The following is a 25,907-nucleotide window of genomic DNA, read 5'->3' as shown; positions in this document are numbered from 1 at the left end:
GCGATAGCGGTGGATCAGCCATGTGGATGTCGACTGGCCGGCCGCCTTCGCGAGCAAGCCCGCTCCCACAGGGTTCCGTGTGTCGAGAGAGTCGCGACAACCACCAAAACCCGCTATCTTCGCCGCCATTCAAAATGAGAGGCGGTATGGGCTATCTACTGTTTGTGACTTTGATCCAGGCGTTTTCCTTCAGCCTGATCGGCGAGTACCTGGCGGGGCATGTCGACAGTTATTTCGCGGTGCTGGTGCGGGTCGTGCTGGCGGGACTGGTGTTCATCCCCCTGACGCGCTGGCGCCAGGTCGAGCCGTCGTTCATGCGCGGCATGTTGTTGATTGGTGCGTTGCAGTTCGGCGTGACCTACGTATGCCTGTACCTGAGTTTCCGGGTATTGACGGTGCCAGAAGTGCTGCTGTTCACCATCCTCACGCCGCTGCACGTGACCTTGATCGAAGACGCCCTCAATCGACGCTTCAACCCTTGGGCGTTGATCGCGGCACTGGTGGCCGTGGCCGGCGCGGCGGTGATTCGTTATGACAGGATCAACCCGGACTTCTTCATGGGCTTCTTGCTGCTGCAACTGGCCAACTTCACCTACGCGGCCGGCCAGGTGCTGTACAAGCACTTGGTGGCGCGTCACCCAAGCGACCTGCCGCATTACCGGCGTTTCGGTTATTTCTATCTCGGCGCGCTGATGGTGGCGTTGCCGGCGTTCCTGCTGTTCGGCAAGACAAATTTCTGGCCCGAAGCACCGTTGCAGTGGGGCGTGCTGGCCTTCCTCGGCCTGGTCTCCACCGCGCTGGGGCTGTACTGGTGGAACAAAGGTGCCTGCCTGGTCAACGGCGGCACGCTGGCGGTAATGAACAACCTGCACGTGCCGGTGGGGCTGCTGGTGAACCTGCTGATCTGGAACCAGCACGAGGCGTTGGGGCGACTGCTGCTGGGCGGGTCGGTGATATTGGCGGCGGTGTGGATCAGTCGGTTGGGTAACAGACCCGTGCCTGGCGTAAACTCCGCGGCATGATCAACATTGGCATCGGGCAAATGCCATGACGACGGAACGGATCAATAAGGGGTTGCGCAGTGGACAAGGTTGATGAGCTGATTATTGCTGCCTTGAAGGATGATTCCAGAGTCAGCCTGGCGCAGCTTGCCAGGCAAGTTCACAAATCCCGTACGGCGGTGGAATCGCGAGTTCAGAAGCTGATTGAAAAAGGCGTGATCCTGGGCTTTACGATCAACGTTGCCGAGGATGAGAAAGCCCAGCAGTCGGCATTCCTGATGTTGCGGCTTGACGGCAACAGTTGTCACCTGGTGTTCCCGAAGATCCACCACTACCCGGAAGTGATCCATGCCTACTCGCTCTTCGGCGATGTGGACATGATGCTCGAAGTCAAATACAGAAACTTCGAGGCGCTCATGGTGCTCAAGGACAGTTTCCTGAAAATCGAGCACGTCAACGAGGTAGTGGTCAATCCGGTGCTCAAGGCTTGGCGCTGAGATTATCAGTGAGCAGCGTCAATCGGCGCTGCTCACTAGGATCCCTTGCTGGAGGGGCTGGGCGAGCACGGTTTCAAGGAAGTAGTGGTCCAGGCTTGGCATTTTCTGACGAAGCAGTCCTACCAACTCCTCGATGACCGATTGATTGAACTTCCCTGGCGTTTCGTCGTGCCCCAGTACCACGACCAGCAGGCTGGACGAATCCTGGGTCAGACGAAAATCGTGGGCATCGGCGTCCACTTTGCCGATGCTCGCCAAAGGGACATCGCCGCAGCTGTAGATCAGGTCTCCGGTGGGGATGGTGATGTCTTTCTTGGCGAACAACGGGCGAAACTTCCTGGGCTCCTCCGAGCGCAATACGTGGATGTCCTCCCGACGATGGTAAGTGTGCACGCCGATGCTGACACCATGGCGAATCGCAACGGCGTTGTAAGCGTCGACGATGTTATTGATGGGTTGGGCACCCTTGGAAATGAATCGCCTGAGCAGTTTTTCGTTGGCACTCACGGTATTTTCATAGCCAAGCTTCTTGAGCTGTCGAGAGAACCCTTCGTAGACGCTGCTTGAGATCAGGCTGTTCAGGTGTGAGGCGACATGATTCAGGTTGTTTTGCAACACGCCCATGAAGCTTCGGTCGTCGGAAACGGTAATGTTGTCTATTACCGCCGCGCAGGCATTGTTGATGCCCAGGTCACTGGCTGATTTCTGGATAATCAAACGGGGTTTCATCAGATCATCCCCATAATTGCTTGCGTAGACTTTCAGTGCTGGCGTCCAGTTGGCTGATCTCGGGGTGATGCAGCCAGAACAAGCCAGGGCACGTGGCAAAGTCGATCGTCACCGGTGTGGTGTCGCCGGGGGTGATGAAGTATTTATGACCGCAATAGGCACTGTCCTGTGCGACGCTTTGCAGTGTCGACAAAGGAGGCGCATTGAACGTGCGGTTTTCGTTGGAGCAGAAAAAACCGATCCGTCCCTGGCTGATTGCGCCGGCTTCTGCTGTGTCAGGCCGCGAACGTCCCAGGTAGCTGTCGATGGACAGTGACAGCAAATCAGGCTGATAAACCTGTTGGAAGAGCTGCGGCGCGATCCCTCCGTGCAAGCGGCCTCCCGCCTCGATCATCACCGGGCCGGCGTCGGACCAGATGATTTCCATGTGGATCGGACCTACCCTGATATCCAACGCGGCGGCCGCTTTGCGAGCGTAGTCGATCAGCGGCTGCAAATCGGGCGAGCGGGGATCAAGGGTGTCCAGGCTTTCATAGACGAAATGGCTACCGTTCTTATGGATCTTGGCGTATCTGCACACCGAGGCAATGATGAATGTCCCCTCGAAAGCGACCATGTCGACCACGTATTCCGGACCGGATATGAACGGCTGGACAATAAAGCCCAGGTTGATCTCACCCAGGTCATTTCTTTGATTCCATGCCGCGTCGTCCAGTGCGGTCCGGACCGCTGCGCCGCCTTCGGCAAATACTACCCCCTGCGTGGCTGCGGAATTCAATGGCTTGATCACGTATTTCAGAGCCGGATCCAGCGTGGCCACGAAGTCAGGGATTTGCGCTGGCGATTTCAAGGTGTTCGAAGGAATGTGGCGTAGACCCTGTTCCTCCAGCGCTTTCTGCATGGCGAACTTGTTGCGACGCAGGTCACTGGTTCTGCTGCTGTTACCGACGACCCCGAGGGATTCGGTCAGGTAGTCCGTCAGGTAGATCGCGGTCTCGCACCCAGCGATCACGGCCGTCACGGACAAGGCTTTCAGTGCGTCCAGCGGTTGATCGTCCCAGTAGAAAATATCTGCAAAGTTATCTTCCACCAAGTCGCAGGTGAAGTGCTGGGGCAAGTCGCGGGAGGACACCACGGCGATGCAGCGTACACCTTGGTTATTGAGCAACGGCGAATAGAGCTTGCCGGTGGAGAAGGGGTCGACGATCAGTACGGTTTTCAATTGGCGATTCCTATTCGGCAGTGACTGTGTGGGTGGCGGCAGGGCTGAGGTTCCACACCAGCACGGCACATCCCAGCAATGCGGCGGACACGATCATCAGCAGGCGCGCACCTTCGATACCCAACAAGCCCGACGTGGTGAAAAAGGTCAGGATCATGGGCGCCGAGCCACTGACCAGCAGGTAATAGAGCGAGCTTTTGGCGGCAATGACGTCGGCGGTCCGGGCATTGGGTGCTGACTCGATCAGCGTCTTGCGCAGCTGGATCCTCAAGCTGTTGATGCAAAAGCCCAGCAGGAACGCTGCGGCCATCATCACGTAGAGGTTCTGGAGATAAACGATCGCGACGTCGGCCAGGACCACCAGCAGTATGGCGCTGTAGCTGTTGAGCTTGATTCGCGGCAACACGGCAGCGCTGAAGGCACCCAGGCCGGCCAGGCCACTGGCAACGCCGAAGAGGGTTGCGTTCCACTCGTTGAGCTTCTGGAAAACAATGGGCACGAGGCTGTTGAACGCGCCAATGTGGAAGCCAATCATGCTGAGGACAATGATCAGGATGTACAGATTTGCCGGCAGGCTTCGGACAAGCGCCGCACTGGCTTGCGGTGCTTGTACCGGGTCGTCGCGAGTCGGCGTCGCGGCAACAAGCAGCATTGCTGCAAGCGACACGATAGCGGCCACGCTGATGATCTGCAGGGTCTGGTTGACCGAGAAGACATCCACGATCACTCCGCCCAGCAACGCACCGCCGAAGGCCCCGATCTGAATGGAGGTTTGCATCAGTCGCGCGGACGTGTCGCTGTTGGTCACGCCTGCCAGCACCAGCTTGGTGTTTTTCGACTCCAGGGTACTGATGGTGAAATAGTCGGTGACGCCCACAACGAACGCGATGCCCAAGAAGCCGATCGGCAGCAGGGCTGCATCGGTCAATGACAGCCCGAGAACGGCTCCGAACGCGATGAGCCGGATATAAAGCAGCCGTCGCATGCTCAGTTCGACGGTAAAGAACCTGCCGATGAACTGCTCGCAGAGATAAGGCACCACGGTTGCCACGCACAGCGTCGCGCCCACCAAAAAAGTCGAGCCGGTGGTTTCCAGGCCAAACCAGACCATGGCGATGACGATCGCCATGTCCAGGCCGGTGAAAAGGGTCACGATCGAATAGAACGCCCCTAAGGTTGATTTATGGGTCATTGGCTTAACTCAACGTGGCGAGAAAGTTTAAGCAGCGGCACGCACCGGTTGTTTTCGCCGACAACGGTGCTGATGACGTTACGCACACGTACCGTTGGCAGAGATTTCTTTTCCAGGTTGCACAGCTTGTAGGCGTTGTCATGCCAAGGGCAGATAACGCTTTGCCCATCCTGCGTGACGTCGCCCATGTGTAACGGGCCGCCTCGATGGGGACACTCAGTGGGCAGTAGTTGCGTTGAGTGAGAATGCCGCTTGAGGAAATAGGTTTTCTCATCCACGGCCACGTAATGAACATGGGCCAGGTTCAGACTGATAGCTTTCATGGCGGGACACTCAAATTGCCGTAACGGTGTAAGTGCAAGTCTTGCTGGTAACGCAAGTGCCATGAATCATCCCCTTGGGGATGACGATGCCTTCGCCAGCCTTCAATCGGACCGACAATTCGGGACTCATGACAAAGTCCAGCTCGCCTGACTCGACCCAGAACAATTCATCGTTGGAATGGGTGTGCAGCACCGACAGCTCGTTTTCCGACTCGGTGATGCGCATGTCCACATTGCGCTTGCCATGAAGTTCTGCGGCGCGGGCACGGTGTTCATCCAGCTCGTCATGCCATTTGATATGTGCATAGAGCTCTTCGTCGGCGATGTCCTGGAGCAGTTTGAATTCCTCGAAACCGCGGATCAGGTCTGGAATGATCGTGTTGCCGAACTGTTCGATCATCGGAATGATCAGGCGCTTCAAGGCCATCCGTCCGTGATGAACGTCGATATGCGAGTGCTCGTCGAAGTACTCGGTGGGTACGGTGTTGTCGAAGATTGTCCGGATGGCACGGGACTGGTGCTTGGTCGTCAAGGCCAGCGTGGCTTCGGTGTAATACATGGCGCCGATGTAGCGGAACAGCTCGCCATGGTTGGCTGACACATAGTGGAAGTAGTTGGTCAATGACAGCGAACTGGCGGTATAGAACTGCCAGTAGTAATGGACATGGTGCGACATGCCCATCGCCTTGAGCATGTCCTCGAAGATCGTGCTGTGTTTCTTCTTGTCCACGCCATAGCCGTACTCGTCGATCAGAATCTTGAACAACTCACTGGTATAGACGCCGCAGTTGCCCAGTACGTTGCGGGCCATGGCAGACGCTTCGCTGAGAAAGTCCCCCGCGCACTGGGTCATGAAAAACTTGGCCGCCCGTTGTGGGTCTCGGCTGGTGGTCAGTACTTGAAAGAGTCTCGAGTCGGATTGAGCGACGTCTTCCAACACTTTATCGGTATGAGCCAGGAACGATTCAAGTTCCCAGGGGCCATTGATGTGGACTTCTTCCTTGAGCCAGCCGTAGACATAGTTCTCCAGCACGGGACGGATCTTTTTACCGAACGCCACGTGTTGTGGCTCATAGAAGTCCTTGAACTCCTTCAGGTTGAACGCCATGGGCGGCTTGGGGAGGAAAACCAAGTCTTGCTCGTAGATGTTCAACAGCAACCGTTGCGCCAACAAATGGTGGCTGCTGGAAAGTTGGTTGCTTTTCAGGCTCTCGGTAAGCAGCGAGTCATTGATGTCTTGAGGTCGCGAGGGGCGCCGATACGGGCTGCTGGTATAAAAACTGCTGGGCTGGGCGAACGCATCGGCCTGAGCATAGAGGGCGAGTGCCTCGGCTGCTGCATTCGATCCATCGTAGGCAGACTCACGGGTGAGTTTTGTCGTCCATAACATGTTGTAGCGCCTTCGCTCAATGAATGAAGGCAAGATGCTAATGGTTTGAAACACTTGGAAATAGACGAGATATGTCCGCGCTCGTAGTGAAATCCACTAAAGGCATAGCGGTATTTCGGCTGATTCGATTCATGATCGATCTGCCAGTCGTAGCGTTCAGCTTTCCAAGCGTTCGACTGCCTTGACGTCCGGTTTGATGGCCAACAACCCCGCCCGCAAATCCGTGCCGCTCGGCTGCTGGTACAAGCCCAAGCCGAACTCAGGCATCACCGCCAGCAGGTAATCGAAAATATCCCCCTGGATGCGCTCGTAGTCGGCCCATACCGTGGTGCCGGTGAAGCAGTAGATTTCCAGCGGAATGCCCTGGGCGGTGGTCTGTAGCTGGCGGACCATGCAGGTCATGTTCGGCTGGATCTCGGGATGGCTTTTCAGATAGGCCAGGGCGTAGGCGCGGAATGTACCCAGGTTGGTCATGCGCCGACGGTTGGCCGACATCGCCGCAACGTTGCCCTGGGCTTCGTTCCAGGCCTTGAGCTCCGCCTGTTTGCGGCCGATGTAATCGGTCAGCAGGCGCACCTGGGACAGGCGCTGCTCTTCGTCGTCATGCAGGAAGCGCACGCCGCTGGCGTCGATAAACAGGCTGCGCTTGATCCGCCGTCCGCCGGATTGCTGCATGCCGCGCCAGTTCTTGAACGACTCGGACATCAACCGCCAGGTCGGGATCGAGACGATGGTCTTGTCGAAGTTCTGCACCTTCACCGTGTGCAACGTGATGTCCACCACATCACCGTCGGCGCCCACTTGCGGCATCTCGATCCAGTCGCCGACCCGCAGCATGTCGTTGCTGGTCAACTGCACGCTGGCGACGAACGACAGCAGCGTGTCCTTGTAGACCAACAGGATCACCGCCGACATCGCACCCAGGCCCGACAGCAGCAACAGGGGCGAGCGGTCGATCAGCGTGGCGACAATGATGATCGCGCCAAAGACGTAGAGCACCATTTTTGTCAGTTGCACATAGCCCTTGATCGAGCGGGTGCGCGCATGTTCGGTGCGAGCATAGACGTCCAGCAGGGCGCTGAGCAGCGCACTGATGGCGAGCAACATGAACAGGATGGTGAAGGACAGCGCGACGTTGCCGAGGAAAATCATGCTGGTCTTGCTCAACCCCGGCACCAGGTGCAGGCCGAACTGAATGATCAGCGACGGCGTGGTCTGCGCCAGGCGGTGGAAGACTTTGTTCTGGCGCAGGTCGTTGACCCAATGCAGGGCCGGCTGGCGGCCGATCAGCTTGGCGCCGTGCAGGATCAGGTAGCGCGCCACGCGCCCGAGCACCAGGGCGATCGCCACCAGCAAAACCAGCGCAAGACCGGAATGCAGCAGCGGATGTTTATCCAAGGCGCCCCAGAAATCCTGGAGGTTGAGCCAGAGTTGTTTGATATCCATGGGCGAGACGGTTCTTCTGTGAGCGCGATGGGGCGAATTAGAGCATTTAAGCGCCGCGAAGTGACCGTTGATCGCGAATCCAATCATGAAAACACGCTGATTTGCTGCCGTTTGCACAAAGAAACTCGGCCTTCGCGCTCGAAACCGTTACCCTATGCAGCTGTTTTTTTGCATTTCTTCGAGGTAGCACCCGTGTTTTCCCAATTCGCCCTGCACGAACGCCTGCTCAAAGCCGTGGCCGAGCTTAAATTTGTCGAGCCAACGCCGGTGCAGGCAGCGGCTATTCCGCTCGCGCTCCAAGGGCGTGACCTGCGGGTGACGGCGCAAACCGGCAGCGGCAAGACCGCCGCGTTCGTGCTGCCGATCCTCAATCGCCTGATCGGCCCGGCCAAGGTCCGTGTCAGCATCAAGACGCTGATCCTGCTGCCAACCCGCGAGCTGGCCCAGCAGACCTTGAAGGAAGTGGAGCGCTTCTCGCAGTTCACCTTCATCAAGTCGGGCCTGATCACTGGCGGCGAAGATTTCAAGGTCCAGGCCGCCATGCTGCGCAAGGTGCCGGACATCCTGATCGGCACACCGGGACGGATGATCGAACAACTGAACGCCGGCAACCTCGACCTCAAGGAAGTCGAAGTGCTGGTACTCGACGAAGCCGACCGCATGCTCGACATGGGCTTTGCCGAAGACGTGCAGCGCTTGGTGGACGAATGCGTGAACCGTCAGCAGACCATGCTGTTCTCCGCCACTACCGGCGGTTCGGGCTTGCGCGAGATGATCGCCAAGGTGCTGAACAACCCTGAGCACCTGCAGCTCAACGCGGTCAGCCAACTGAACTCCACCACCCGCCAGCAGATCATCACGGCTGACCACAACCAGCACAAAGAGCAGATCGTGAATTGGTTGCTGGCCAACGAGACCTACGAAAAGGCCATCGTCTTCACCAATACCCGGGCCATGGCCGACCGCATATACGGCCGCCTCGTCGCCCAGGAATACAAAGCGTTCGTGCTGCACGGCGAGAAAGACCAGAAAGACCGCAAGCTGGCCATCGACCGCCTCAAGCAGGGCGGCGTGAAGATCCTCGTCGCCACCGACGTTGCCGCACGTGGCCTGGACGTGGATGGCCTGGACATGGTCATCAACTTCGACATGCCTCGCAGCGGCGACGAATATGTGCACCGCATCGGTCGTACTGGCCGTGCCGGCAATGACGGCCTGGCGATCTCGTTGATCTGCCACGGCGACTGGAACCTGATGTCGAGCATCGAGCGCTACCTCAAGCAGAGCTTCGAGCGCCGCACCATCAAGGAAGTCAAAGGTGCCTACAGCGGACCGAAAAAGGTCAAGGCGTCGGGCAAGGCCGTTGGCGTGAAGAAGAAAAAGGTCGACGGCAAGGGCGACAAGAAAAAGACCGGCGCCAAGGCCCCGACCAAGCGCAAGACCGCCAACCGTCCGAAGACCGACGCCCCGTCGCTGGTCAGCAAGGACGGCATGGCCCCGCTCAAGCGCCGCAAGCCAGAGGCGCCGGCGGCTGAGTGAGTTGGCGTTAGCGCTGCATGAAAAGACCGGACCTTGAGTCCGGTTTTTTTATGCGTAACTGACCCGTGGCGAGGGAGCAAGCTCCCTCGCCACAGAAGCCCGCTGTCCTGAGTTCAGCAATCACTCCGCCTTCTTCTGCGCCTCTTCCATTTCCTTCAAGCGCTTGTCGATCAACTGGCACTTGTCCGGCACATCCTTGCTGGATGTCTCCATGTTCATGGCCTGCAGTTCGTCATTCATCTCTTTTGCTTTGGAGGGGTCCTGCTCGGTGAGCTTGGCAACCTTATCCGCCAGTTGCTCGCGTTTGATGGTCGCCTCCTCAGGTGTGCAAGTGGCCCAGGCGGGCAGGGCGCAGGCGAGAGTGGCGGCGAGGGTGAGTTTGATGAGGGTCTTCATGGCTGGGCCTCGTACTTCTTGTTGGGCTGTTATTCGGTTGAGGCCGGGGTGCACGGGGAAGTTCATTTGATCGTTATGGCGTCGACCTTGGACGTGGCGGATTTCGCGTTCCAGTACCGGTTCATTCCAGACGTACGGCTAGGCCAATCACCTCGAAATATGCACGTTTGGTTGACGTCAAAATGATGGCTCATTAATATCGCGCCACTATTTTGATGTCATTTCTGTCGAGGGATCGAACATGTTCTCACCCGCCCCTTGGGCGAGGTTGTGCGTGGCTTTGCTGTGCCTTTCTCCGCTTTCCCTTGCTAACGCCGCCCCGACTCCTGGTGACACTGACCTGATCCGCGAACGCCAGAATCGCTTGCTCGAAGAGCAGCGTCGGCGCCTCGAAGAACTCAAGGACCTGCCGGGCAAGGAGGCGAAGCCTACCCAACCGACAGCGCCTGCCGATACCCGTTGCTTCCCCATCAAGTCCATCGAACTCAAAGGCGCCGACAGTTTGTCCGCCAGCGATCGGGAACGTTTGCTCAAGCCCTACATCGGCCAATGCCTGGGCGTGCCGCAGCTCAACGAACTGCTTAAAGTCATCACCGATCACTACATCGAAAAAGGCCTGGTCACCAGCCGGGCGTATTTGCCGCAACAGTATCTTTCCAGCGGCCATTTGCAGGTGCTGGTGGTCGAGGGGCGACTGGAAGGCCTGAAGGGCGCCGAAAACAGCGGGTTGTCCGAGCGGGAATTGGCGATGGCGTTTCCCGGCGAGACCGGGGAGTTGGTCAACCTGCGGGAAATCGAGCAACTGGTGGACCAGCTCAACCGCCTGCCGTCCAACCAGGCCAAAATGGAGCTGACCCCCGGCCAGAACGTCGGCGGCAGCCAAGTATTGGTCACCAACGATCCGCAAAAGCCGTGGCGCGCCGGTTTGTCCCGCAGCAACGACGGCCAGCGCAGCACCGGCGAACAACAGTGGGGCACCAGTTTCGAATGGGACAGCCCGTTGGGGCTGGCCGATCAGTTGATGTTGCGCGGCGGTCACGATGCCATGACCGACCACCAGCACACCTCCAACAACGCCATGCTGTATTACAACCTGCCCTGGGGCTGGTGGAACTTTAGCTACACCTACAGCCAGAGCGAATACCGCTCGCAGATCCCGGCCAACGGCTTCAACTTCAAGCAGACCGGCGACAGCCAGAACCATCAGCTGCGCGTCGAGCGGGTGATCCACCGCGACGCCGTGAGCAAAACCTCACTCAACACCGGCCTGGCCTACCTGCGTACCAACAGCTACATCGAGGACAGCAAACTCGATGTCAGCAGCAATCGCCTCAGTGAGGGCCAGTTCGGCATCAACCACGGTCGCCGGGTCGGCAACGCTTTCGTCAACCTGGACTTGGGCGTGCAGCAAGGCATCGGCGCTTTCGATGCCCAGGGCGACAACGATCCGGGTCCCGGCCAGGCCGATGCCCGCTACCGCAAATACACCGCCACCGCCAGCTATCTGCAACCGTTCAAGGTGTGGGGCGAGTCCTTCAGCTTCAGCAGCCTGATGACCGGCCAGCGCAGTGAAGACGTGTTGTTCAGCCCGCAACGCATGAGCCTGGGCGGACAGTCTTCGATCCGTGGCTACAAGGATCAGTCGCTGTCCGGCGACAGCGGCGGCTACTGGCGCAACGACCTGCGCTGGAGCCGCCCGGTGACCCTGGAATGGCTGCGCCCGGTGTTCGCCGAGTACGGCACCAGCCTCGGTTACGACCAGGGCGTCATTCGGGGCGATCGCTACAACGGCGATCAGCACGGACGCATGTCGAGCAACTCGTTGGAGCTGTTTGCCCGCGGCCAACACCTGAGCGCCAGCGTCACCTTCGCCCATTCCCTGGAACGTCCGGACGCCCTGACCGAGCGCGAAGCGCCGATCTACTTCCGCCTCGACCTATCCATCTAATTCGCTGCACGAGACCCGATCATGGACGACCGCCAATACGCCTTCCTGGCCCGCCAACCTTCTGCTGCCCTGAAAAACCGCGAGCGGTTCCTCGGCATGCCCAAGCGCGGCCTGGCGTTCCTCTTGGCCAACGTCATGTTCTGGCAACCAATGTGGGCCCAGGCCGAGGGCATCGTCGTCAGCGCGCCTGGCACCGGCCTCGACCGCGCGGGCAACGGCGTGCCCATCGTCAACATCGCCAAGCCCAATGCCAACGGCCTGTCCCACAACCAGTTCAAGGACTACAACGTCGATAGCAACGGCGTGATCCTCAACAACGCCACGTCCCGTACGCAGTCCACGCAACTGGGCGGGATCATCCTCGGCAACCCGAATCTCAAAGGCTCAGCCGCGCAAACCATCCTCAACGAAGTCAACGGCGGCAACCCCAGCCAACTGCGCGGCTACACCGAAGTGGCGGGGCAATCGGCCCACGTCATCGTCGCCAACCCGTATGGCATCACCTGCAACGGCTGCGGCTTCATCAACAGTCCGAAAGTGACCTTGAGCACCGGCAAACCGGTGGTGGAAAACGGTCGGTTGGACCGCTACCAAGTGGATCAGGGCAGCGTCGCCATCGAAGGCGCGGGCCTCAATGCCAGCAACGTTGATCACTTCGAAATCATCACCCGCAGCGCCAAGATCAACGCCGAGATCCAGGCCAAGAACCTGACGATCGTGGCCGGGCGCAACGACGTCAATGCAGAGACTTTGAGCGCCACCGCTCGCGCTGATGACGGCAGCGCCAAGCCGGAGCTGGCGATCGACTCTTCGGCGTTGGGTGGGATGTATGCCGGGGCGATCAAGTTGGTCGGCACCGAGGCTGGGGTTGGGGTGAAGTTGGATGGCAAGTTGATTGCCAGTGGTGGTGATATTCAGCTCGATGCCAATGGGCATTTGAGCATGGTTGATACCTCGGCCAGCGGGGCGGTCAACGTCAGGGCTGCGAGTCTTGACGCGAAGGGGCCGGTTTATGCCGGGACGACGTTGAATGCGCAGGTTCAGGGTGACTTGGTCAACCGGCAGACATTGGCGGCGCGCGATGGCATCAGCCTCAGTGCCGGTGGGCAGTTGAGCAACAACGGGATTATTGAAGCGGGGGTGAATGCGGATAACACCCGTAATGCTTCGGGGAATGTGAGCCTCACGGCGCAGAATCTGAACAACAACGGCAAGAGCATCGTCGCCAGCCGTAACCTCACAACCAACATTGCACAGACGCTGTACAACCAGGCCGGCACCCTCAGCGCCGGGCAAACCGCCACGGTAAAAGCCGGGACGCTGGATAACCAGAACAAGGGCCGGGTGCTGAGCAGCGGCGCGCTGGGCGTTACTGCCGACAAGCTGCTCAATACCCAGGGCATCGTCAGCAGCAATGGCAACCTGACGGCCAATGTCGGGCAGTTGATCAACAGCGCCGGCGAACTCAGCAGCCTGAGCAACGCCACGTTGCGCGTTGCCTCGCTGGATAACGTCGCGGGACTGGTGGCGGCAGGGCAGATGCTCGACATCACTGCCAGCAGCCAGATAAACAACCAGGGCGGACGCCTGACCGCGAGCACCAACGCTCAATTGAACGCCGGGTCGCTGGATAACCGCCAGGGCTCGCTTTCGGCCCAAGGGCTGAACCTGAACCTGGCAGGCCAACTGCTCAACGCTCAGGGCAGCGTGATCAGCAGCGACACGCTGCAACTGAAGGCCGGCCAGGTGAATAACACTGCCGGCCGCATTGCCAGTGCCAAGGCCCTGGATGCCAATGTTACCGGCCTGGATCAACAGGACGGCGAGCTCTTCAGCAACACCAGCCTCAGCCTGGACATGAACCAGGGTCAGTTGAACAACCAGGGCGGTCTGATCAATGCCTCAGGTACGTTGTTGTTGAACAACCTCAAGGACGTGAACAACCAGAACGGCGAAATTTCCAGCAAACAAGCGTTCATCCTGGCGGCACGGAATCTGGATAACAGCAGCGGTAAGTTGCTGAGCAATCAAGGCCTGATGCTCAGCATCGCCCAAGTGCTTAACAACGCCCGCGGCGCCATCTCGGCGGCATCGCTGGACAGTCGTAGCAACAGCCTGGACAACAGCGATGGCCTGATCAGCAGCCGCGGCCGACTCGATCTGACGGTCGACACGCTGCTCGACAACCAACGCGGCTCACTGATCGCCGACGGCGTGCTGCTATTGGCTGCTGATCGCCTGGACAACCGTGTCGGGGAGATCGTCGGCAAGACCGGACTCAACGCTACCGTCAACACCGTGGACAACCGCCAAGGCACGCTGATCAGCACCGATGCCCTGGAGCTCACGGCGACCAGCCTCGACAACCGCCAGGCCGGTTTGATCGGCGCGACAAAAGCGCTGGATCTCGATGTCGACGACCTCGACAACCGTGGCGGTGAGCTGTCGAGCAACGCAGACGTCACGCTGGTCAGCCAGAACCTCGACAACAGCGATGGCGGCCAGGTGTTCGCCGGCCAGGCGCTGAAGCTGACGGTCGATAAACTGCTCAACCGCACCAAAGGCCTGCTCAGTGCCAAGGCTGGATTGGAACTGGACGGCGGCTTCCTCGACAACAGCGGCGGCTACTTGATCAGCCAGCAGAACCAGCGCATCGATCTGAGCCGCGACCTGCTCAACAGCCAAGGCCAGCTCAGCAGCGAAGGTTCGCTGGATGTCACCGCCGCCAACCTGACCAACACCGGCGGCAGCCTGTCCAGCGCCAAGGACCTGACCGTGCATAGCCTGGGAGGGCTCGACAACCAGGGCGGCGAACTGGTCACCGACGGCGCGTTGCTGCTGACCAGCGCCGCGCTGGACAACCGCGAGCAGGGCCACATCAGCGCCAAGGGCGCGGTGGACGTCACCACCGGTGCTTTCGATAACAGCCAGAATGGCCGCCTCAACAGCGCCAGCACGCTGAACCTCGTCGCGGGCCAGGTCACCAACCAGGATGGCGGAAGCATCGGCAGCCAAGGTGCGCTGACGGCGTCGGTTACCGGACTGGATCAGCAGGGCGGCAAGCTGTTCAGCAATGCCTCGCTGAGCCTGGACATGAACAACGGCCAGCTCAACAACCAGAGCGGTCTGATCAACGCCCCAGGCACGCTGCTGCTGAAAAACCTCAACGGCGTGAACAACAAGGGCGGCGAAATCTCCAGCGCTGAAGCCTTTACCCTGGCGGCGCAAAACCTCACCAACGACAACGGCAAACTGCTGAGCAGCCAAGGCCTGACCCTGCGCATCGCCCAAGCGTTGAACAACGTCAAAGGCATGATCGGCGCGGCCACCGTCGATACCCACGCACAAAGCTTGAACAACAACGGCGGCACAATCACCAGCCGTGCCAACCTCGTCCTGACCGTCGATCAACAACTGGATAACCAGGCCCAAGGCCTGATCAGCGCCGCGCAACTGCTCACCCTCAACAGCGGCAATCTGAACAACCAGGGCGGCAGCGTATTGGCCGGCGGCGCGGTGGTCCTCAACGCCATGGCCCTGAACAACAGCGCCAACGGCCTGATCAACGCCCAAGGCGACCTCACCCTCAACGCCGACTCCCTGGACTCCAGCGATGGCGGCGAAGTGTCGGCCAAGGGCGACATCAACCTGACCCTGGCATCGCTGACGCAAGACGGCGGCCGCCTGCTCGGCGAAAAAGCCGTCACCCTGAACCTCGGCAATGGCGACCTGAACAATCGCAACGGTTTGATCACCGCCAAAGGTCCGCTGACCTTCAACGCCCTGCGCGACCTAAACAACCAGGGCGGCGAAATCTCCAGCAGCCAGAGTTTCGACCTCAAAGGCCGCACGCTGGACAACAGCGGCGGCAAGCTGATCAGCAGCCAGAACCTGGGCCTCGACGGCCAGGCGTTGATCAACCAGAACGGTTTGATTTCCGGCTGGCAAGGACTGCTGGTCAAAGGCACGAGCCTGGACAACCGCAACAACGGCACACTGTCCAGCCGCAACGGCAACGTGAACCTCAACCTGCTGGGCAACTTGCTCAACGGCAACGGTGGTGCGCTGGTCAGTCAGGGCAGCCTCGGCGTGACAGCCGCTTCGGTGGATAACACCAAAGGCATCCTCAGCAGTGGCGGTGCGCAGAACCTCAACCTCAGCGGCGCGCTCGATAACGGCCAGGGCGGTCTGATCGACAGCGGCGCCGGCCTGACCATCAAGGCCACCTCCGTGGCGAACGTCAGTGGCGCGGTCAACGCGCAGCAAACGCTGACCCTCCATGCCAACAATGTAAACAACCGCCAGGGCACGCTGGTGGGTAACGCCGAAGTCAACCTGAACCTCAATGGTGCACTCGACAACAGCGCCGCCAAGCTCGCCAGCGCCGGCCCGCTGACCATCAAAGGCGCGACGGCGATCAACAACCAGGGCGGTCAGATCGCCAGCCAGGATCAGATGAGCCTGCTCACCGGTTCCCTGGACAACAGCAACACCGGGACCGTCGCGGCAAAAAATGCGCTGACGATCACCGCCACCGGCGCCGTGCAGAACCATAGCAACGGCCTGATCTACAGCCAGACGGCGAATATCGAACTCGATGCCGCGAGCCTCGCCAATGGCAAGGGCGAGATGCAGGGGCAGACCGGCCTCGATCTTCAGTTAAGCGGTGATCTCGATAACCAGGGCGGCAAACTCATCGCCCAGACCGGCGACGTCAGCCTCACCGCAGCCAACATCGACAACCGCGGCGGCACCCTCGCCGCAATCAAGGGCGCCCTTGAAGCGCGCACCGTGGGCGTGTTGCGTAACGGCTTCGATGTGAACAACAAGGGCGGCGTGATCCAGGCCCAGCGCCTCAACCTCCGCGCCTTGGCCGGGCTGAACAACAACGGCGGGCGGATCGCGGCTCAGGCTGGGGATGTCATCATCAACACGGCTGGCCTGAACAACCGCAGCGGTGGGCTCTATGCCACTGGGTTGATCAACGCCAACGGCGCCAGCCTGGACAACAGCGCCGGCCAGATCGCCGGCAACCGCATTGAACTGGGGCTGAGCGGCATCCTGGTCAACACCGGCGGCATCCTGGAAAGCGACAGCACCCTGGCGGTGCGCGCGGCGAGCGTTAATAACCAGAGCGGCAAGCTGCGTGCATTGGGAACCAGTGGGAAAACCGACTTCCAAATTGGCGGCCTGTTCGATAACCGCAATGGCGTCTTGGAAACCGCCAACAACGAGCTGACCCTCAACGTCGCTGGCTTCCAGAACCTCGGCGGCAGCGTGCTGCACACCGGCAGCGGCATCTTTGATGTCTCCACCGCCAACCTCACCAACGCAGGCGGCAGCCTTGTCACCCGCGGCGGCCTGACGCTCAACGCCGATACCTGGATCAACAGCAGTGTGATCCAGGCTGGCCGGCTGACGGTCAATGTCAACAACCTGACCCAGACGGAGACGGGGCAGTTACTGGCTTCGACGCGGTTGGAGGGTAAGGGCGGAAACTGGGTTAACAATGGATTGATTGCCAGCGATGGGAGCTTGGCATTGCAGTTGACCGGGCGGTACAGCGGCAATGGCCGTGTCACCAGCCTGGGCGACATGGCGGTGGACGCCGCAGCTATCGACCTGAGCAGCATGGCAAGCATTACCGGCGGCGCGACCACGACGATTGGTGGGCTCGGTGGTTTGGGCAGCCTGAACAATTACGGGCGCCTGACATCGGCGGGTTCGTTGAACATCAATGCGGGCATCGTCAATAACTATGGAACGGTTGCTGGCGCGAGCGGATTAAAACTGACGGCTTCGACATTGCTGAACGACCAGGGCGGCTTTCTGTTCAGCGGTGGAGATATGAAGTTACGGGTGGGAAGTCTGACCAACCGTAAGTCGGACGTTTATGCGTTAGGGAACATTGATGTAGCGCGCAATGAACAGGGTGGTCGGTCGGCGTTGATGGAGAATGATTCGGGCACGATGGAGAGTGGGCTGGATTTTTCTATTAATGCGGATTCTATTGTTAACAAGCGGGGGGAGTTTAGGACTGAGGCGGAGTTGTATTCTTCGGCATTGGGATTTCGTTGTTATAGTTGTGATTCGCTTCCTTACTCGATGGATAGGCAGCCCTCCTCGCATTTGGTTTATCAGCAACAATACCGAGTTGTGGTGTCTGGGGACTCGACAGCTAAAGCAGCCTCGTTGATCGCAGGAAGAGACCTGAGCATTAAAGGGGGTTCTTTATTGAACTCAATGTCATCCGTTACCGCTGGTCATGATATCGCAGTGTCGGTAGATGACTTTGAAAATTCAGGCGCGGCGTTGGGCGATTATGCTAGTCACTACTACTATAGTGCCAATAATCTGACGTTGGAGCAGATGAGGCAGGTCATAAACTACAATATATATAATGACGCTGGCTATACTGAGGGGGGAGTGCGTTTTTGGAACTCGGCGGGTGTTGAAACGGTAGAATATTCTCGTATTCAACAAATAGGTTTTAAGCCTCCGGATAGAGAGAGCTATCAATTGATTGGGCCGGTTGTTCTTTGGCTTGGAATGACTTGGAGTCGTACGTCGTCAGTTGTATTGGGGGAGTCCAAGTATTCAACTGGTGTTCGGGCCGAGTTGCCTGATTTCATAAAAAATTCTACTCCATTCAGTCGAGTCGTCGTCTCGTCTACCTCGTCCGACAGCTTGGTGCCCGCCATCATCCAAGCCGGCGGCAACGTCTCCATTACCGCAACAAACAAAATCACCAACGGCGTGGAGCGCCCCTTCTCCACAGGCATATCTACTTCATCCCGTAACACCACAACCGCCGCGTCAGGTTCAGGCAAGACCACAGTCGTAACCCTGAACAGCCAACTCCCACCGGACCTGGCCCAACAACAGATAAACCCGCTGACGCTCCCCGGTTTCACCCTACCCAGCGGGCAAAACGGCCTGTTCCGTTTGAGCGGTCAAGGCACCAGCAACGCATCGGCATCCCAAGCTCCGATCGCACCACAGAACTGGACAATCGGTAGCAGCGCTGTAAGCGCATTGGATCGATCCGTTGGCGTGCCAATAACCGATGTACGCCCTATCGAGATTGCCGATCAAAGCCAGCTTTCGACCATTGATCGCCAAGTGCAACCATTGAACGGTGGTCAAACATCAGCCCCGCCACCTGCATCTATCGCGGGCCAGTCATTGGCCCGAGTGACGGGCCTGCCGAGCGCGACCGTCTCCTCCAAGCCACACAAGTACCTGATCGAGACCAACCCGGTCCTTACCGACCTCAAGTCATTCACCAGCTCGGATTATCTGCTGACAAAACTCGGCTACGACGCGGACACCAGCGCCAAGCGGTTGGGCGACGGCCTGTTCGAACAACGTCTGATACAGCAGGCCGTCGTTGCCCGCACGGGCCAACGCTTCATCGACGGCCAGACCTCCGACGAAGGCATGTTCAAGTATCTGATGAACAACGCCATCGCCAGCAAAGACGCCCTCAACCTGTCGGTTGGCGTTACCCTCACCGCCCAACAAGTCGCTGCCTTGACCCACGACATCGTCTGGCTTGAGGAGCATGAAGTGAATGGCGAGAAGGTGCTGGTGCCGGTGTTGTATATGGCACAGGCCAATAACCGGCTGGCACCTAATGGTGCGTTGATTGCCGGCCAGAACGTCACGTTGATCGCCGGCAAGGATCTGGAAAATGCCGGCACACTCCGGGCCACCAATAACCTCTCCGCGACCGCCAGCCAGAACCTCGCCAACAGCGGATTGATCGAAGCTGGAAACCGTCTCGATATGCTGGGCGGCAACGACATCGTTAACAAATCCGGTGGCATCATCGCCGGGCGTGACATCAACATGAATGCTATATCGGGAGATGTGACCAACGAGCGCACGTTGACCACGGCAGGCTTCAGCAACAGAGGCTACACCCATCGACAGGACTATGCGGACAGCGCCTCACGTATCGAGGCGACCAACGATCTGACCATGGGGGCCGGTCGGGACGTCAACAGCGTTGGCAGCGTTATGGCCAGCGGTCGTGATACGCAAATCGACGCAGGGCGGGACGTCAATATCATCTCGGCTCAACAGCAAAGCTCCAGTACGGGAGGAGTTCGCAGAAGCTCGATCACTCAACTGAGTTCGAACGTCGACGCCGGTCGTGACGTTATTGTGAATGCTGGCCGAGACTTCAACGCCGTTGCCAGCCAGATCAGCGCCGATCGCAACGTAGCCCTGGCCGCCAACGAGAATATGACGGTCTCTTCCGGCGCTGACGAATCACACTATTACTACAAGTCGAAAAAGGTCACGTCCCAGAAAGATCACGTCAAACAGATCGGCAGCACCGTCAGCGCTGGGGGTGATGTGTCGATGAGTGCCGGAAAAGACATGGCGCTTATTTCCAGCCGCGTCAACGCCGGCGATGAAGCTTACTTGGTGGCCGGCGAAAATCTTGACTTGTTGGCTGCGCAAGACAGCGATTACTCGTTGTATGAGAAAAAGAAAAAGGGCAGTTGGGGGAAGAAAAAGAGCCGGCGTGACGAGCTGACCAAGGTGACTCATATAGGGAGTCAAATTATTACTGGCGGTGACCTGACGTTGGTAAGCGGTGGAGATCAGCGGTATCAAGTAGCGAAGCTGAACAGTGGCAACGATGCAGCGTTGCTAAGTGGCGGAGCAATTACTTTTGAGGGCGTCAAGGACCTGCGCCAGGAGAGTCATACCAAGAGCAACACCAGCCTTGCCTGGAATTCCATGAAGGGCAAGGGCCACACCGATGAGACCCTGCGCCAGAGCCAACTGGTGGCGAAAGGTGATTTGGTCATCAAGGCCGTTGAGGGCTTGAATATCGATATAAAGCACATCAACCAGAAGTCTGTCAGCCAGACCATTGATGCGATGGTAAAGGCCGATCCTGAGCTGGCGTGGTTGAAGGAGGCAGAAAAACGAGGCGATGTCGATTGGCGTCGTGTGGAGGAAATCCACCAAAGCTTCAAGTATTCAAACTCGGGGCTTGGCGTCGCAGCTCAGATGGTCTTGGCAATTGTGCTGGCGGTGGTGACGGGCGGAGCTGGGGCGGGGCTGGTGGGGGCTACGGCTGGGACCTTCTCGGCAGGATTTGCCAATGCCGTGTTGATTGCTGTGGAAAACAAGGCTATCAACAGCGCAATTAGTAATAAAGGAGACTTAGGTGCAGTCCTAAAGGACACCACCAGCAGCGAAAGCCTCAAAGGCTATGTGGTTTCAGGGATGCTGGGTGGTATCGGGAACAGCCTTGGCTACGACCCGACTACATTGGGCTTCGATTGGAATAGCGCTGGCCAAATCGTCCTGAAGACGAGTGCAGACACCTTGGTCCAAACGGCCTTACAAGGTGGCAGCCTGGGCGATAACTTCGTCGATAACTTGCTCGGTGCCGTTATTGATATTGGCGGCGCTGTTGCCGCCAACAAAGTGGGCAACCTGACCCTAGCCGAAGGAAGCCCCACCAAAATCGCCGCCCATGCCTTGGTCGGTGGTCTGAAGTCGATGGCCATGGGCGGTGATTTCAAGGCAGGAGCCTTGGCCGGAGGCGCCAACGAAGCGCTCGTTGGGTATCTGGCGGAACTGGCGCTGCCTGAAGGTTACGATCCCAACCGCCCCGGATCTGAGCAAGCTAAAGCGAACCTGTTGGCAATGTCGCAGTTGCTTGGTGTGCTTACGGCGGTTGTTTCTGGAAGCGACCCGCGCATTGCAGCAGATATCGCGGCCAATGCCACCCAGTACAACTACTTGACGCATTCTGATCTGGAGCGGGCAGCTAAGAAATTGCAGGGCTGCGGGAATGATGGTCAATGCATAGGAGAGGCCTACACCATTTACCATGAGTTAAGCGAGCGTCAGACCTTGGAGGCGCTGGTTGGCTGTGGTCAGAATAAAGGCCTCTGCGCAGGCTTCTCGAAGCTGGTGCGCGGAGGTACAAGCCAGGAAAGAACAGCTCCGTGATTTGATGGACTCTGCATCACCCAAAGCTCGTGAGGTCTATGAGCTTTTAATCTCTGAAAATAACGAGTTTCAGAACCTGTTGGCAGGAGTGACCACAGAGCACGCGACAAAGAACGCGACGGACATTTTGATTTCGAAATGGGGTGTAAGTCCGGAATATGCTAGGGCTATTATTGACGGCACGGTGACGCTTGCGGTTGGGATGGCTGCTGGTCGAGCTGCAGGTGGGGGTTCAAAAGGTGTAGCAGGGGATGCAGAGACTACTACTCCGCGTACTCCATTATCTGGTCCAACGGATAACTGGAAAAAATACACTCACGCAGAGGCTGTAATTCAGACCCAAGCATCGGGTCGGTTAGCTAATGCAGAAAAGGCAGTTATTGACCCGACAAAAGTAACATCTTATGCGTTAAACTCGGAGCATCCAATTGGAGGCAATAAAGCAAAAGTCTTTGAGTCAGCTTTGGGCTACAATCAAACGAATGCTGGAGAATTGATAGCGAAAGTGCAGGAAGGTGCGCGGTTATATCCTGCGAAGTTAGGTGTTGCTGATAAGTTTGGTCAGAGAATAACCATAGATATGCCTATAGCCGGACCGAATGGTAATACGGCAACTGTTCGTACTGGTTGGATATATGATTCAGGTTCGTCTACGCCTAGAATGACGACTCTTTATGTCAAGTAAGGAATGTTATATGGTTTACTCGCTTTTTGATGTTGTTGTATTGACTGAGGATATCCCAAGCGAAGGGCTGCGAGCTGGTATGCAGGGAGCGATAGTTGAGGTTTATAGTCTGCCAATTGAAGGCTATGAAGTGGAATTTTGTGATGCGGAAGGACATACTATTGCGCAATTAGCACTATCCTCCGATCAATTTCAGGCCAAGAGATAACAAAGGGGGATAGGATGGATAAAACTGCAAAAAAGGGGACAGATTCGGAGAAAAGGGGACAGATTTATTTTCTGAGCCTGTGATGATGCGGAGCGATCCGGACCTGGTTGATCCCGTGGGAGGCAAAAGCCGATCGGAAAATAAATCTGTCCCCTTTTCTACATACTCCTGAAGCAGTACGGTTAACGAGCCAAGTCCAGTTGGAAAGCTTCCAATCTGCGGTGAATACGGCTACCAAAACCAAAATGCCGTATGGCGAAAGAATTAGTGTGGATGGGTGGCAATTAGAGTTCAAGCCTCCGAGGGCAGAAGGCGAGCTACCCGCCATCATACACGCGAGATATACCGGGGCTTACTAAATGGACATTAAAATAGACAACCCGATTCGGGTTGGTATGAGTTTGATTGAGTTTGATGATCGTATTCCATCGATAAAATTTTCTGTAGAGTTATGTGTTGAAAAATTTGAGTTTTCTTTCTCAGTAAATATGACCTGCTGGATTGAGTGTGCTGTGCTCGATACGTTTGTTGACATGCTTAAGAGGGGAAGGATCGCGCGGATACAGGATATGAATAATGACTTCTCCCTCGTGTTTGACTGTGAGAATAATAAGTTGGTTTGGTCTTGTGTCAAAAGGGATGTCTCTGGCAATGCGATAAACACAGGTGGGGAAGAAGCTCTAGCTGATGGCGCAATGGCTACGGTTCTACAGGAGTTTGAAAACTATCCGAAATGGTGGTGATTTGAGGAACAGAACCGGGGACAGACCCTGCAAAAAAGAAAAGGGGGTGTCTAGTCCTGAAATAGGTTTACACCTGTTTCACCCTAACGCCCGATGCATCGCATCGGAAAAAAGCGGACAGATTTATTTTCTGAGCCTTTGCTACGCTGAAAGCTTCCACGGAGGAGAGGTCAGATATGCCCAGGATGGGACGTATTATTTTGCCGAATTACCCTCACCATATTGCGCAACGCGGTCATAACCCTCAGGTGGTTTTTGCGGTTCCCGAGGATTATCAACGCTATCTAGCGGATCTGCGCGAGCTCAAGGATGCGTTTGGGGTTAGGGTCTACGCCTAATGTCTGATGACCAATCACGTCCACCTGTTACTCGCTCCGGTACGCTATGGGAAAGCCGATACAAATCCAGTGTCGTGCAGTCAGATGCTTATCTCCTTGCCTGTTGCCGTTACATAGAATTGAATCCTGTACGCGCTCAGATGGTGGCTGACATAGCAGACTACCGTTGGTCGAGCTAGCGAAGCCGGGCAGGTGATTGTCCTGACAGCGGATGGCTGGATGTCGATCCCTGCTTCGTTGCGTTAGGCGCTACGGCGATGGAGCGGCGTCGCAAGTATGATGCTTTCGTGCGCGAGGCCATACCAACAGAGCAGGTCCGTTTGATTCGTGATGCATTGCAGCGCGGTCAGTAGACGGGGACAGGGCGCTTCGTTGATGAGGTAGAGCGGATTATTGGTATCCGGGTAGAACAACGAGGTCAGGGGCGGCCAAGGGGGAGGACGGGAAAATAAATCCGTCCCCTTTTTTGGGAGGCAAAAGCCGATCGGAAAATAAATCTGTCCCCTTTTCTTTTTGTGATAAGGGAGACAATAAACGGGTATTTGAGGTCCAGCGATGACGATCACTATGTTCATGGAAATCGAAGCCGGCGCCTCGCTGGAAACTATTCGGCATGCTGTGGAAAAAAATGCAAGTGTTGTAACGCTGGAGAAAACTTCCTTAGAAGGTTATTTTTCCGATTCGAATGGCTTCTTTTATTTCGAATTGGTTGATCCCCCCAGTGTTGTGTTTGCTGAGGGGTGGGAGGTTGATTGGCTAGTAGGTGTCATGGGAGCATTCCATTGCCCTTTACATAAACTGGAGCAGAGTTGGAGGGAGATAAAATGTGTCATGGAGGAATTATCCTTGCGCTCTTCGATGCGATTTGTTCTATCTTTTCAATACGATAGCGTCTATGCGTTCAATGAGGGCGAGGGTGTTGTGTACAAGAAGAGTATGGTCATTTAATCAATAAAAAGGGGGGCTGGACAGACCACGTTTTCTGTGTGGAACGTGGTCTGTCCCTGAGGGGGCCTTAGTGTTTTTCGGTAAGTGGGGGGTATGGATAGGAAACCGTTTCAGCTCAGTGACATGGAAATATGGGCTCGTGGGGATCGATTTTTTGTACGATACGATGCTGGATCACATCAGATCGCTATGCGCGAGGATGAGATATCAGAGAAATACATAGGTGGACCGGGTGCATATTTGAGAGATGCGGATACTGAATTTAAGATCCTGGAAACAGTTGCGCAAAGGCTTGGTCAAAATACTAGCGCAACGGGGCGCATAAACTTGCTTTCTGAAAAAGCAGTTTGTCCTAGCTGTACAGGGATGGTCTTACAATTTAGGGAGCATTATCCAAATATTCAATTGAATGTATTTACACGTGATTGAGTTTGAGTTGGAGGTCCTTTGAATTATTCCGATGTGTTGTATGAGACGCAGGTTTCGTATGGTGAAGCTACTCATAATAAAGGTCTAGCAATCTATCAGGCCTTTGCTTACGCTTATGATGAGATGGATGCTTTTTTGCATTCAAAGTCCTATAAAGTAAAGGTTCAGGCCCTTACCGCTTTGTTTTTCGTAGCGATAAAGGGTGGAGTGATATTTGCTAAGAACGATCCTTTTACAGATGATGTTTTTGAAGAGCTCGGCGCTGCGTACTCTAAGCTGTCTGAATTTGCGTTAGGTAGTGCTGAAGACGACAAGCTGATGCTTGAGCATATACGCTTAGTTGCTAGCTATACTGGTGTCATTGATGCTTCAGGAATCTGAAAATCTGCAGGGACACTAAGTATCGCCATGTAAAAAAGAGAAAAAAGGGGACAGATTTATTTTCTGAGCCTTTGCTACGCTGATTTCAGAAGGACGGTTTCGACAGTAGTCTCTTTGGTCAGAGGTGCGCCGCGTCGAACCATTGGCCGGATCAGTATGTGGCTGGCGCGGTTGGCTACACCGAACGGCGAGGCGATGAGATCCGCATGCCTCCGCCCGATAGCTACGAAATAGGGGCATACGTTATGTCGAAACCATCGAAAACCGACTGGGAGCGCTTGGCCAAGTTGGATGACGCGGACATCGATACCAATGATATCCCCGAACTGGATGATGACTTCTTCCGTCGCGCCGAGCTGCGTGTGCCGGTAAAGCAGGCGGTGACTATTCGCTTGATGCCGATGTGGTTGAGTGGTTCAAGGGGCAGGGCGCGGGCTATCAGACACGCATCAATCAGCTTCTTCGCCAATACATGCAGGCCCAGCAGGGCCAGCGGCGATGAGCATAT

At 56.9% G+C, this 25,907-nt stretch carries 18 protein-coding genes and 2 pseudogenes; 13 read left to right on the top strand and 7 right to left on the bottom strand.

What is annotated here, in order from left to right; translation table 11 throughout:
* Nucleotides 1-146: 146 nt before the first annotated feature.
* Together VQ575_RS19270 and VQ575_RS19265 are read left to right on the top strand one after the other, a co-directional pair.
* Nucleotides 147-1,022, top strand: coding sequence for a carboxylate/amino acid/amine transporter (locus VQ575_RS19270; RefSeq protein ID WP_039593158.1), 876 nt, complete (start codon nt 147-149; stop codon nt 1,020-1,022).
* 59 nt (nt 1,023-1,081) lie between these two features.
* A complete protein-coding gene (locus tag VQ575_RS19265) occupies nt 1,082-1,498 on the top strand; it encodes an Lrp/AsnC family transcriptional regulator (protein ID WP_039593157.1) in 417 nt (138 codons plus the stop codon).
* A gap of 18 nt (nt 1,499-1,516) precedes the next feature.
* Here the strand turns inward: VQ575_RS19265 and VQ575_RS19260 are convergent, their stop codons facing one another.
* The 6 genes from VQ575_RS19260 to VQ575_RS19235 all read right to left on the bottom strand — a co-directional run bounded on the left by VQ575_RS19260 (nt 1,517) and on the right by VQ575_RS19235 (nt 7,800).
* Nucleotides 1,517-2,227: a phenylalanine--tRNA ligase beta subunit-related protein gene (locus VQ575_RS19260; protein WP_045155335.1), complete on the bottom strand. Its 711-nt coding sequence runs from the start codon at nt 2,225-2,227 to the stop codon at nt 1,517-1,519.
* A gap of 4 nt (nt 2,228-2,231) precedes the next feature.
* The gene (locus VQ575_RS19255; RefSeq protein ID WP_045155336.1) at nt 2,232-3,449 is read right to left on the bottom strand and encodes an ATP-grasp domain-containing protein; all 1,218 of its coding nucleotides are present in this window, start codon (nt 3,447-3,449) and stop codon (nt 2,232-2,234) included.
* A 10-nt stretch (nt 3,450-3,459) separates the two neighbouring features.
* Entirely contained in the window at nt 3,460-4,641 is a 1,182-nt protein-coding gene (locus VQ575_RS19250; RefSeq protein WP_039593155.1) for an MFS transporter, read from the bottom strand.
* Nucleotides 4,638-4,964, bottom strand: a complete 327-nt coding sequence (locus VQ575_RS19245) for a Rieske 2Fe-2S domain-containing protein (protein WP_039593154.1) — start codon at nt 4,962-4,964, stop codon at nt 4,638-4,640. Before VQ575_RS19245 ends, VQ575_RS19250 begins: the two co-directional genes overlap by 4 nt.
* 10 nt (nt 4,965-4,974) lie before the next feature.
* On the bottom strand, nt 4,975-6,354 hold the full coding sequence (locus VQ575_RS19240; RefSeq protein WP_325918248.1) for an iron-containing redox enzyme family protein: 1,380 nt from the start codon (nt 6,352-6,354) through the stop codon (nt 4,975-4,977).
* 156 nt (nt 6,355-6,510) lie between these two features.
* Entirely contained in the window at nt 6,511-7,800 is a 1,290-nt protein-coding gene (locus tag VQ575_RS19235; protein ID WP_046509959.1) for a mechanosensitive ion channel family protein, read from the bottom strand.
* 192 nt (nt 7,801-7,992) lie between these two features.
* Here VQ575_RS19235 and VQ575_RS19230 point away from each other — a divergent pair, with 192 nt between their 5' ends.
* A complete protein-coding gene (locus VQ575_RS19230) occupies nt 7,993-9,339 on the top strand; it encodes a DEAD/DEAH box helicase (protein WP_039593153.1) in 1,347 nt (448 codons plus the stop codon).
* A 120-nt stretch (nt 9,340-9,459) separates the two neighbouring features.
* On the opposite strand, the gene VQ575_RS19225 is transcribed toward VQ575_RS19230, so the two are convergent.
* The gene (locus VQ575_RS19225) at nt 9,460-9,735 is read right to left on the bottom strand and encodes a hypothetical protein (protein WP_039593152.1); all 276 of its coding nucleotides are present in this window, start codon (nt 9,733-9,735) and stop codon (nt 9,460-9,462) included.
* 241 nt (nt 9,736-9,976) lie between these two features.
* Here VQ575_RS19225 and VQ575_RS19220 point away from each other — a divergent pair, with 241 nt between their 5' ends.
* From VQ575_RS19220 to VQ575_RS19175, 10 genes and pseudogenes are all read left to right on the top strand, one after another.
* The gene (locus VQ575_RS19220) at nt 9,977-11,683 is read left to right on the top strand and encodes a ShlB/FhaC/HecB family hemolysin secretion/activation protein (protein WP_039593151.1); all 1,707 of its coding nucleotides are present in this window, start codon (nt 9,977-9,979) and stop codon (nt 11,681-11,683) included.
* A gap of 21 nt (nt 11,684-11,704) precedes the next feature.
* Nucleotides 11,705-21,667: a two-partner secretion domain-containing protein gene (locus tag VQ575_RS19215; protein ID WP_325918246.1), complete on the top strand. Its 9,963-nt coding sequence runs from the start codon at nt 11,705-11,707 to the stop codon at nt 21,665-21,667.
* A gap of 4 nt (nt 21,668-21,671) precedes the next feature.
* Nucleotides 21,672-22,352: a DUF6883 domain-containing protein gene (locus tag VQ575_RS19210; protein ID WP_325918244.1), complete on the top strand. Its 681-nt coding sequence runs from the start codon at nt 21,672-21,674 to the stop codon at nt 22,350-22,352.
* A 10-nt stretch (nt 22,353-22,362) separates the two neighbouring features.
* Nucleotides 22,363-22,560, top strand: coding sequence for a DUF4926 domain-containing protein (locus VQ575_RS19205; RefSeq protein WP_039593150.1), 198 nt, complete (start codon nt 22,363-22,365; stop codon nt 22,558-22,560).
* A gap of 359 nt (nt 22,561-22,919) precedes the next feature.
* Complete coding sequence (locus tag VQ575_RS19200; RefSeq protein WP_039593149.1) at nt 22,920-23,303, top strand: hypothetical protein; 384 nt, start codon at nt 22,920-22,922, stop codon at nt 23,301-23,303.
* Between the two features lie 176 nt (nt 23,304-23,479).
* A pseudogene (locus VQ575_RS19195) lies at nt 23,480-24,093 on the top strand (transposase).
* 121 nt (nt 24,094-24,214) lie between these two features.
* Nucleotides 24,215-24,589, top strand: coding sequence for a hypothetical protein (locus tag VQ575_RS19190; RefSeq protein WP_152668458.1), 375 nt, complete (start codon nt 24,215-24,217; stop codon nt 24,587-24,589).
* 93 nt (nt 24,590-24,682) lie between these two features.
* The gene (locus tag VQ575_RS19185) at nt 24,683-25,018 is read left to right on the top strand and encodes a deaminase domain-containing protein (protein WP_082112115.1); all 336 of its coding nucleotides are present in this window, start codon (nt 24,683-24,685) and stop codon (nt 25,016-25,018) included.
* An 18-nt stretch (nt 25,019-25,036) separates the two neighbouring features.
* On the top strand, nt 25,037-25,399 hold the full coding sequence (locus VQ575_RS19180; RefSeq protein ID WP_039593148.1) for a hypothetical protein: 363 nt from the start codon (nt 25,037-25,039) through the stop codon (nt 25,397-25,399).
* Nucleotides 25,400-25,644: 245 nt separating this feature from the next.
* Nucleotides 25,645-25,901, top strand: a pseudogene (locus VQ575_RS19175) (BrnA antitoxin family protein).
* Nucleotides 25,902-25,907: the final 6 nt, after the last annotated feature.

The organism is Pseudomonas frederiksbergensis, from assembly GCF_035751725.1.
GTDB classification, from domain to species: Bacteria; Pseudomonadota; Gammaproteobacteria; order Pseudomonadales; family Pseudomonadaceae; genus Aquipseudomonas; species Aquipseudomonas frederiksbergensis_A.
This window is presented reverse-complemented; position numbering and strand designations above follow the sequence as displayed.

Bases quoted from the DNA above. Each gene is read 5' to 3' on its own strand.
- VQ575_RS19200 (WP_039593149.1), top strand. From the start codon at position 22,920: ATGGACATTAAAATAGACAACCCGATTCGGGTTGGTATGAGTTTGATT.
- VQ575_RS19235 (WP_046509959.1), bottom strand. From the start codon at position 7,800: ATGGATATCAAACAACTCTGGCTCAACCTCCAGGATTTCTGGGGCGCC.
- VQ575_RS19210 (WP_325918244.1), top strand. From the start codon at position 21,672: ATGGACTCTGCATCACCCAAAGCTCGTGAGGTCTATGAGCTTTTAATC.
- VQ575_RS19185 (WP_082112115.1), top strand. From the start codon at position 24,683: ATGGATAGGAAACCGTTTCAGCTCAGTGACATGGAAATATGGGCTCGT.
- VQ575_RS19190 (WP_152668458.1), top strand. From the start codon at position 24,215: ATGGAAATCGAAGCCGGCGCCTCGCTGGAAACTATTCGGCATGCTGTG.
- VQ575_RS19215 (WP_325918246.1), top strand. From the start codon at position 11,705: ATGGACGACCGCCAATACGCCTTCCTGGCCCGCCAACCTTCTGCTGCC.
- VQ575_RS19245 (WP_039593154.1), bottom strand. From the start codon at position 4,964: ATGAAAGCTATCAGTCTGAACCTGGCCCATGTTCATTACGTGGCCGTG.
- VQ575_RS19270 (WP_039593158.1), top strand. From the start codon at position 147: ATGGGCTATCTACTGTTTGTGACTTTGATCCAGGCGTTTTCCTTCAGC.
- VQ575_RS19240 (WP_325918248.1), bottom strand. From the start codon at position 6,354: ATGTTATGGACGACAAAACTCACCCGTGAGTCTGCCTACGATGGATCG.
- VQ575_RS19225 (WP_039593152.1), bottom strand. From the start codon at position 9,735: ATGAAGACCCTCATCAAACTCACCCTCGCCGCCACTCTCGCCTGCGCC.
- VQ575_RS19250 (WP_039593155.1), bottom strand. From the start codon at position 4,641: ATGACCCATAAATCAACCTTAGGGGCGTTCTATTCGATCGTGACCCTT.
- VQ575_RS19220 (WP_039593151.1), top strand. From the start codon at position 9,977: ATGTTCTCACCCGCCCCTTGGGCGAGGTTGTGCGTGGCTTTGCTGTGC.
- VQ575_RS19260 (WP_045155335.1), bottom strand. From the start codon at position 2,227: ATGAAACCCCGTTTGATTATCCAGAAATCAGCCAGTGACCTGGGCATC.
- VQ575_RS19205 (WP_039593150.1), top strand. From the start codon at position 22,363: ATGGTTTACTCGCTTTTTGATGTTGTTGTATTGACTGAGGATATCCCA.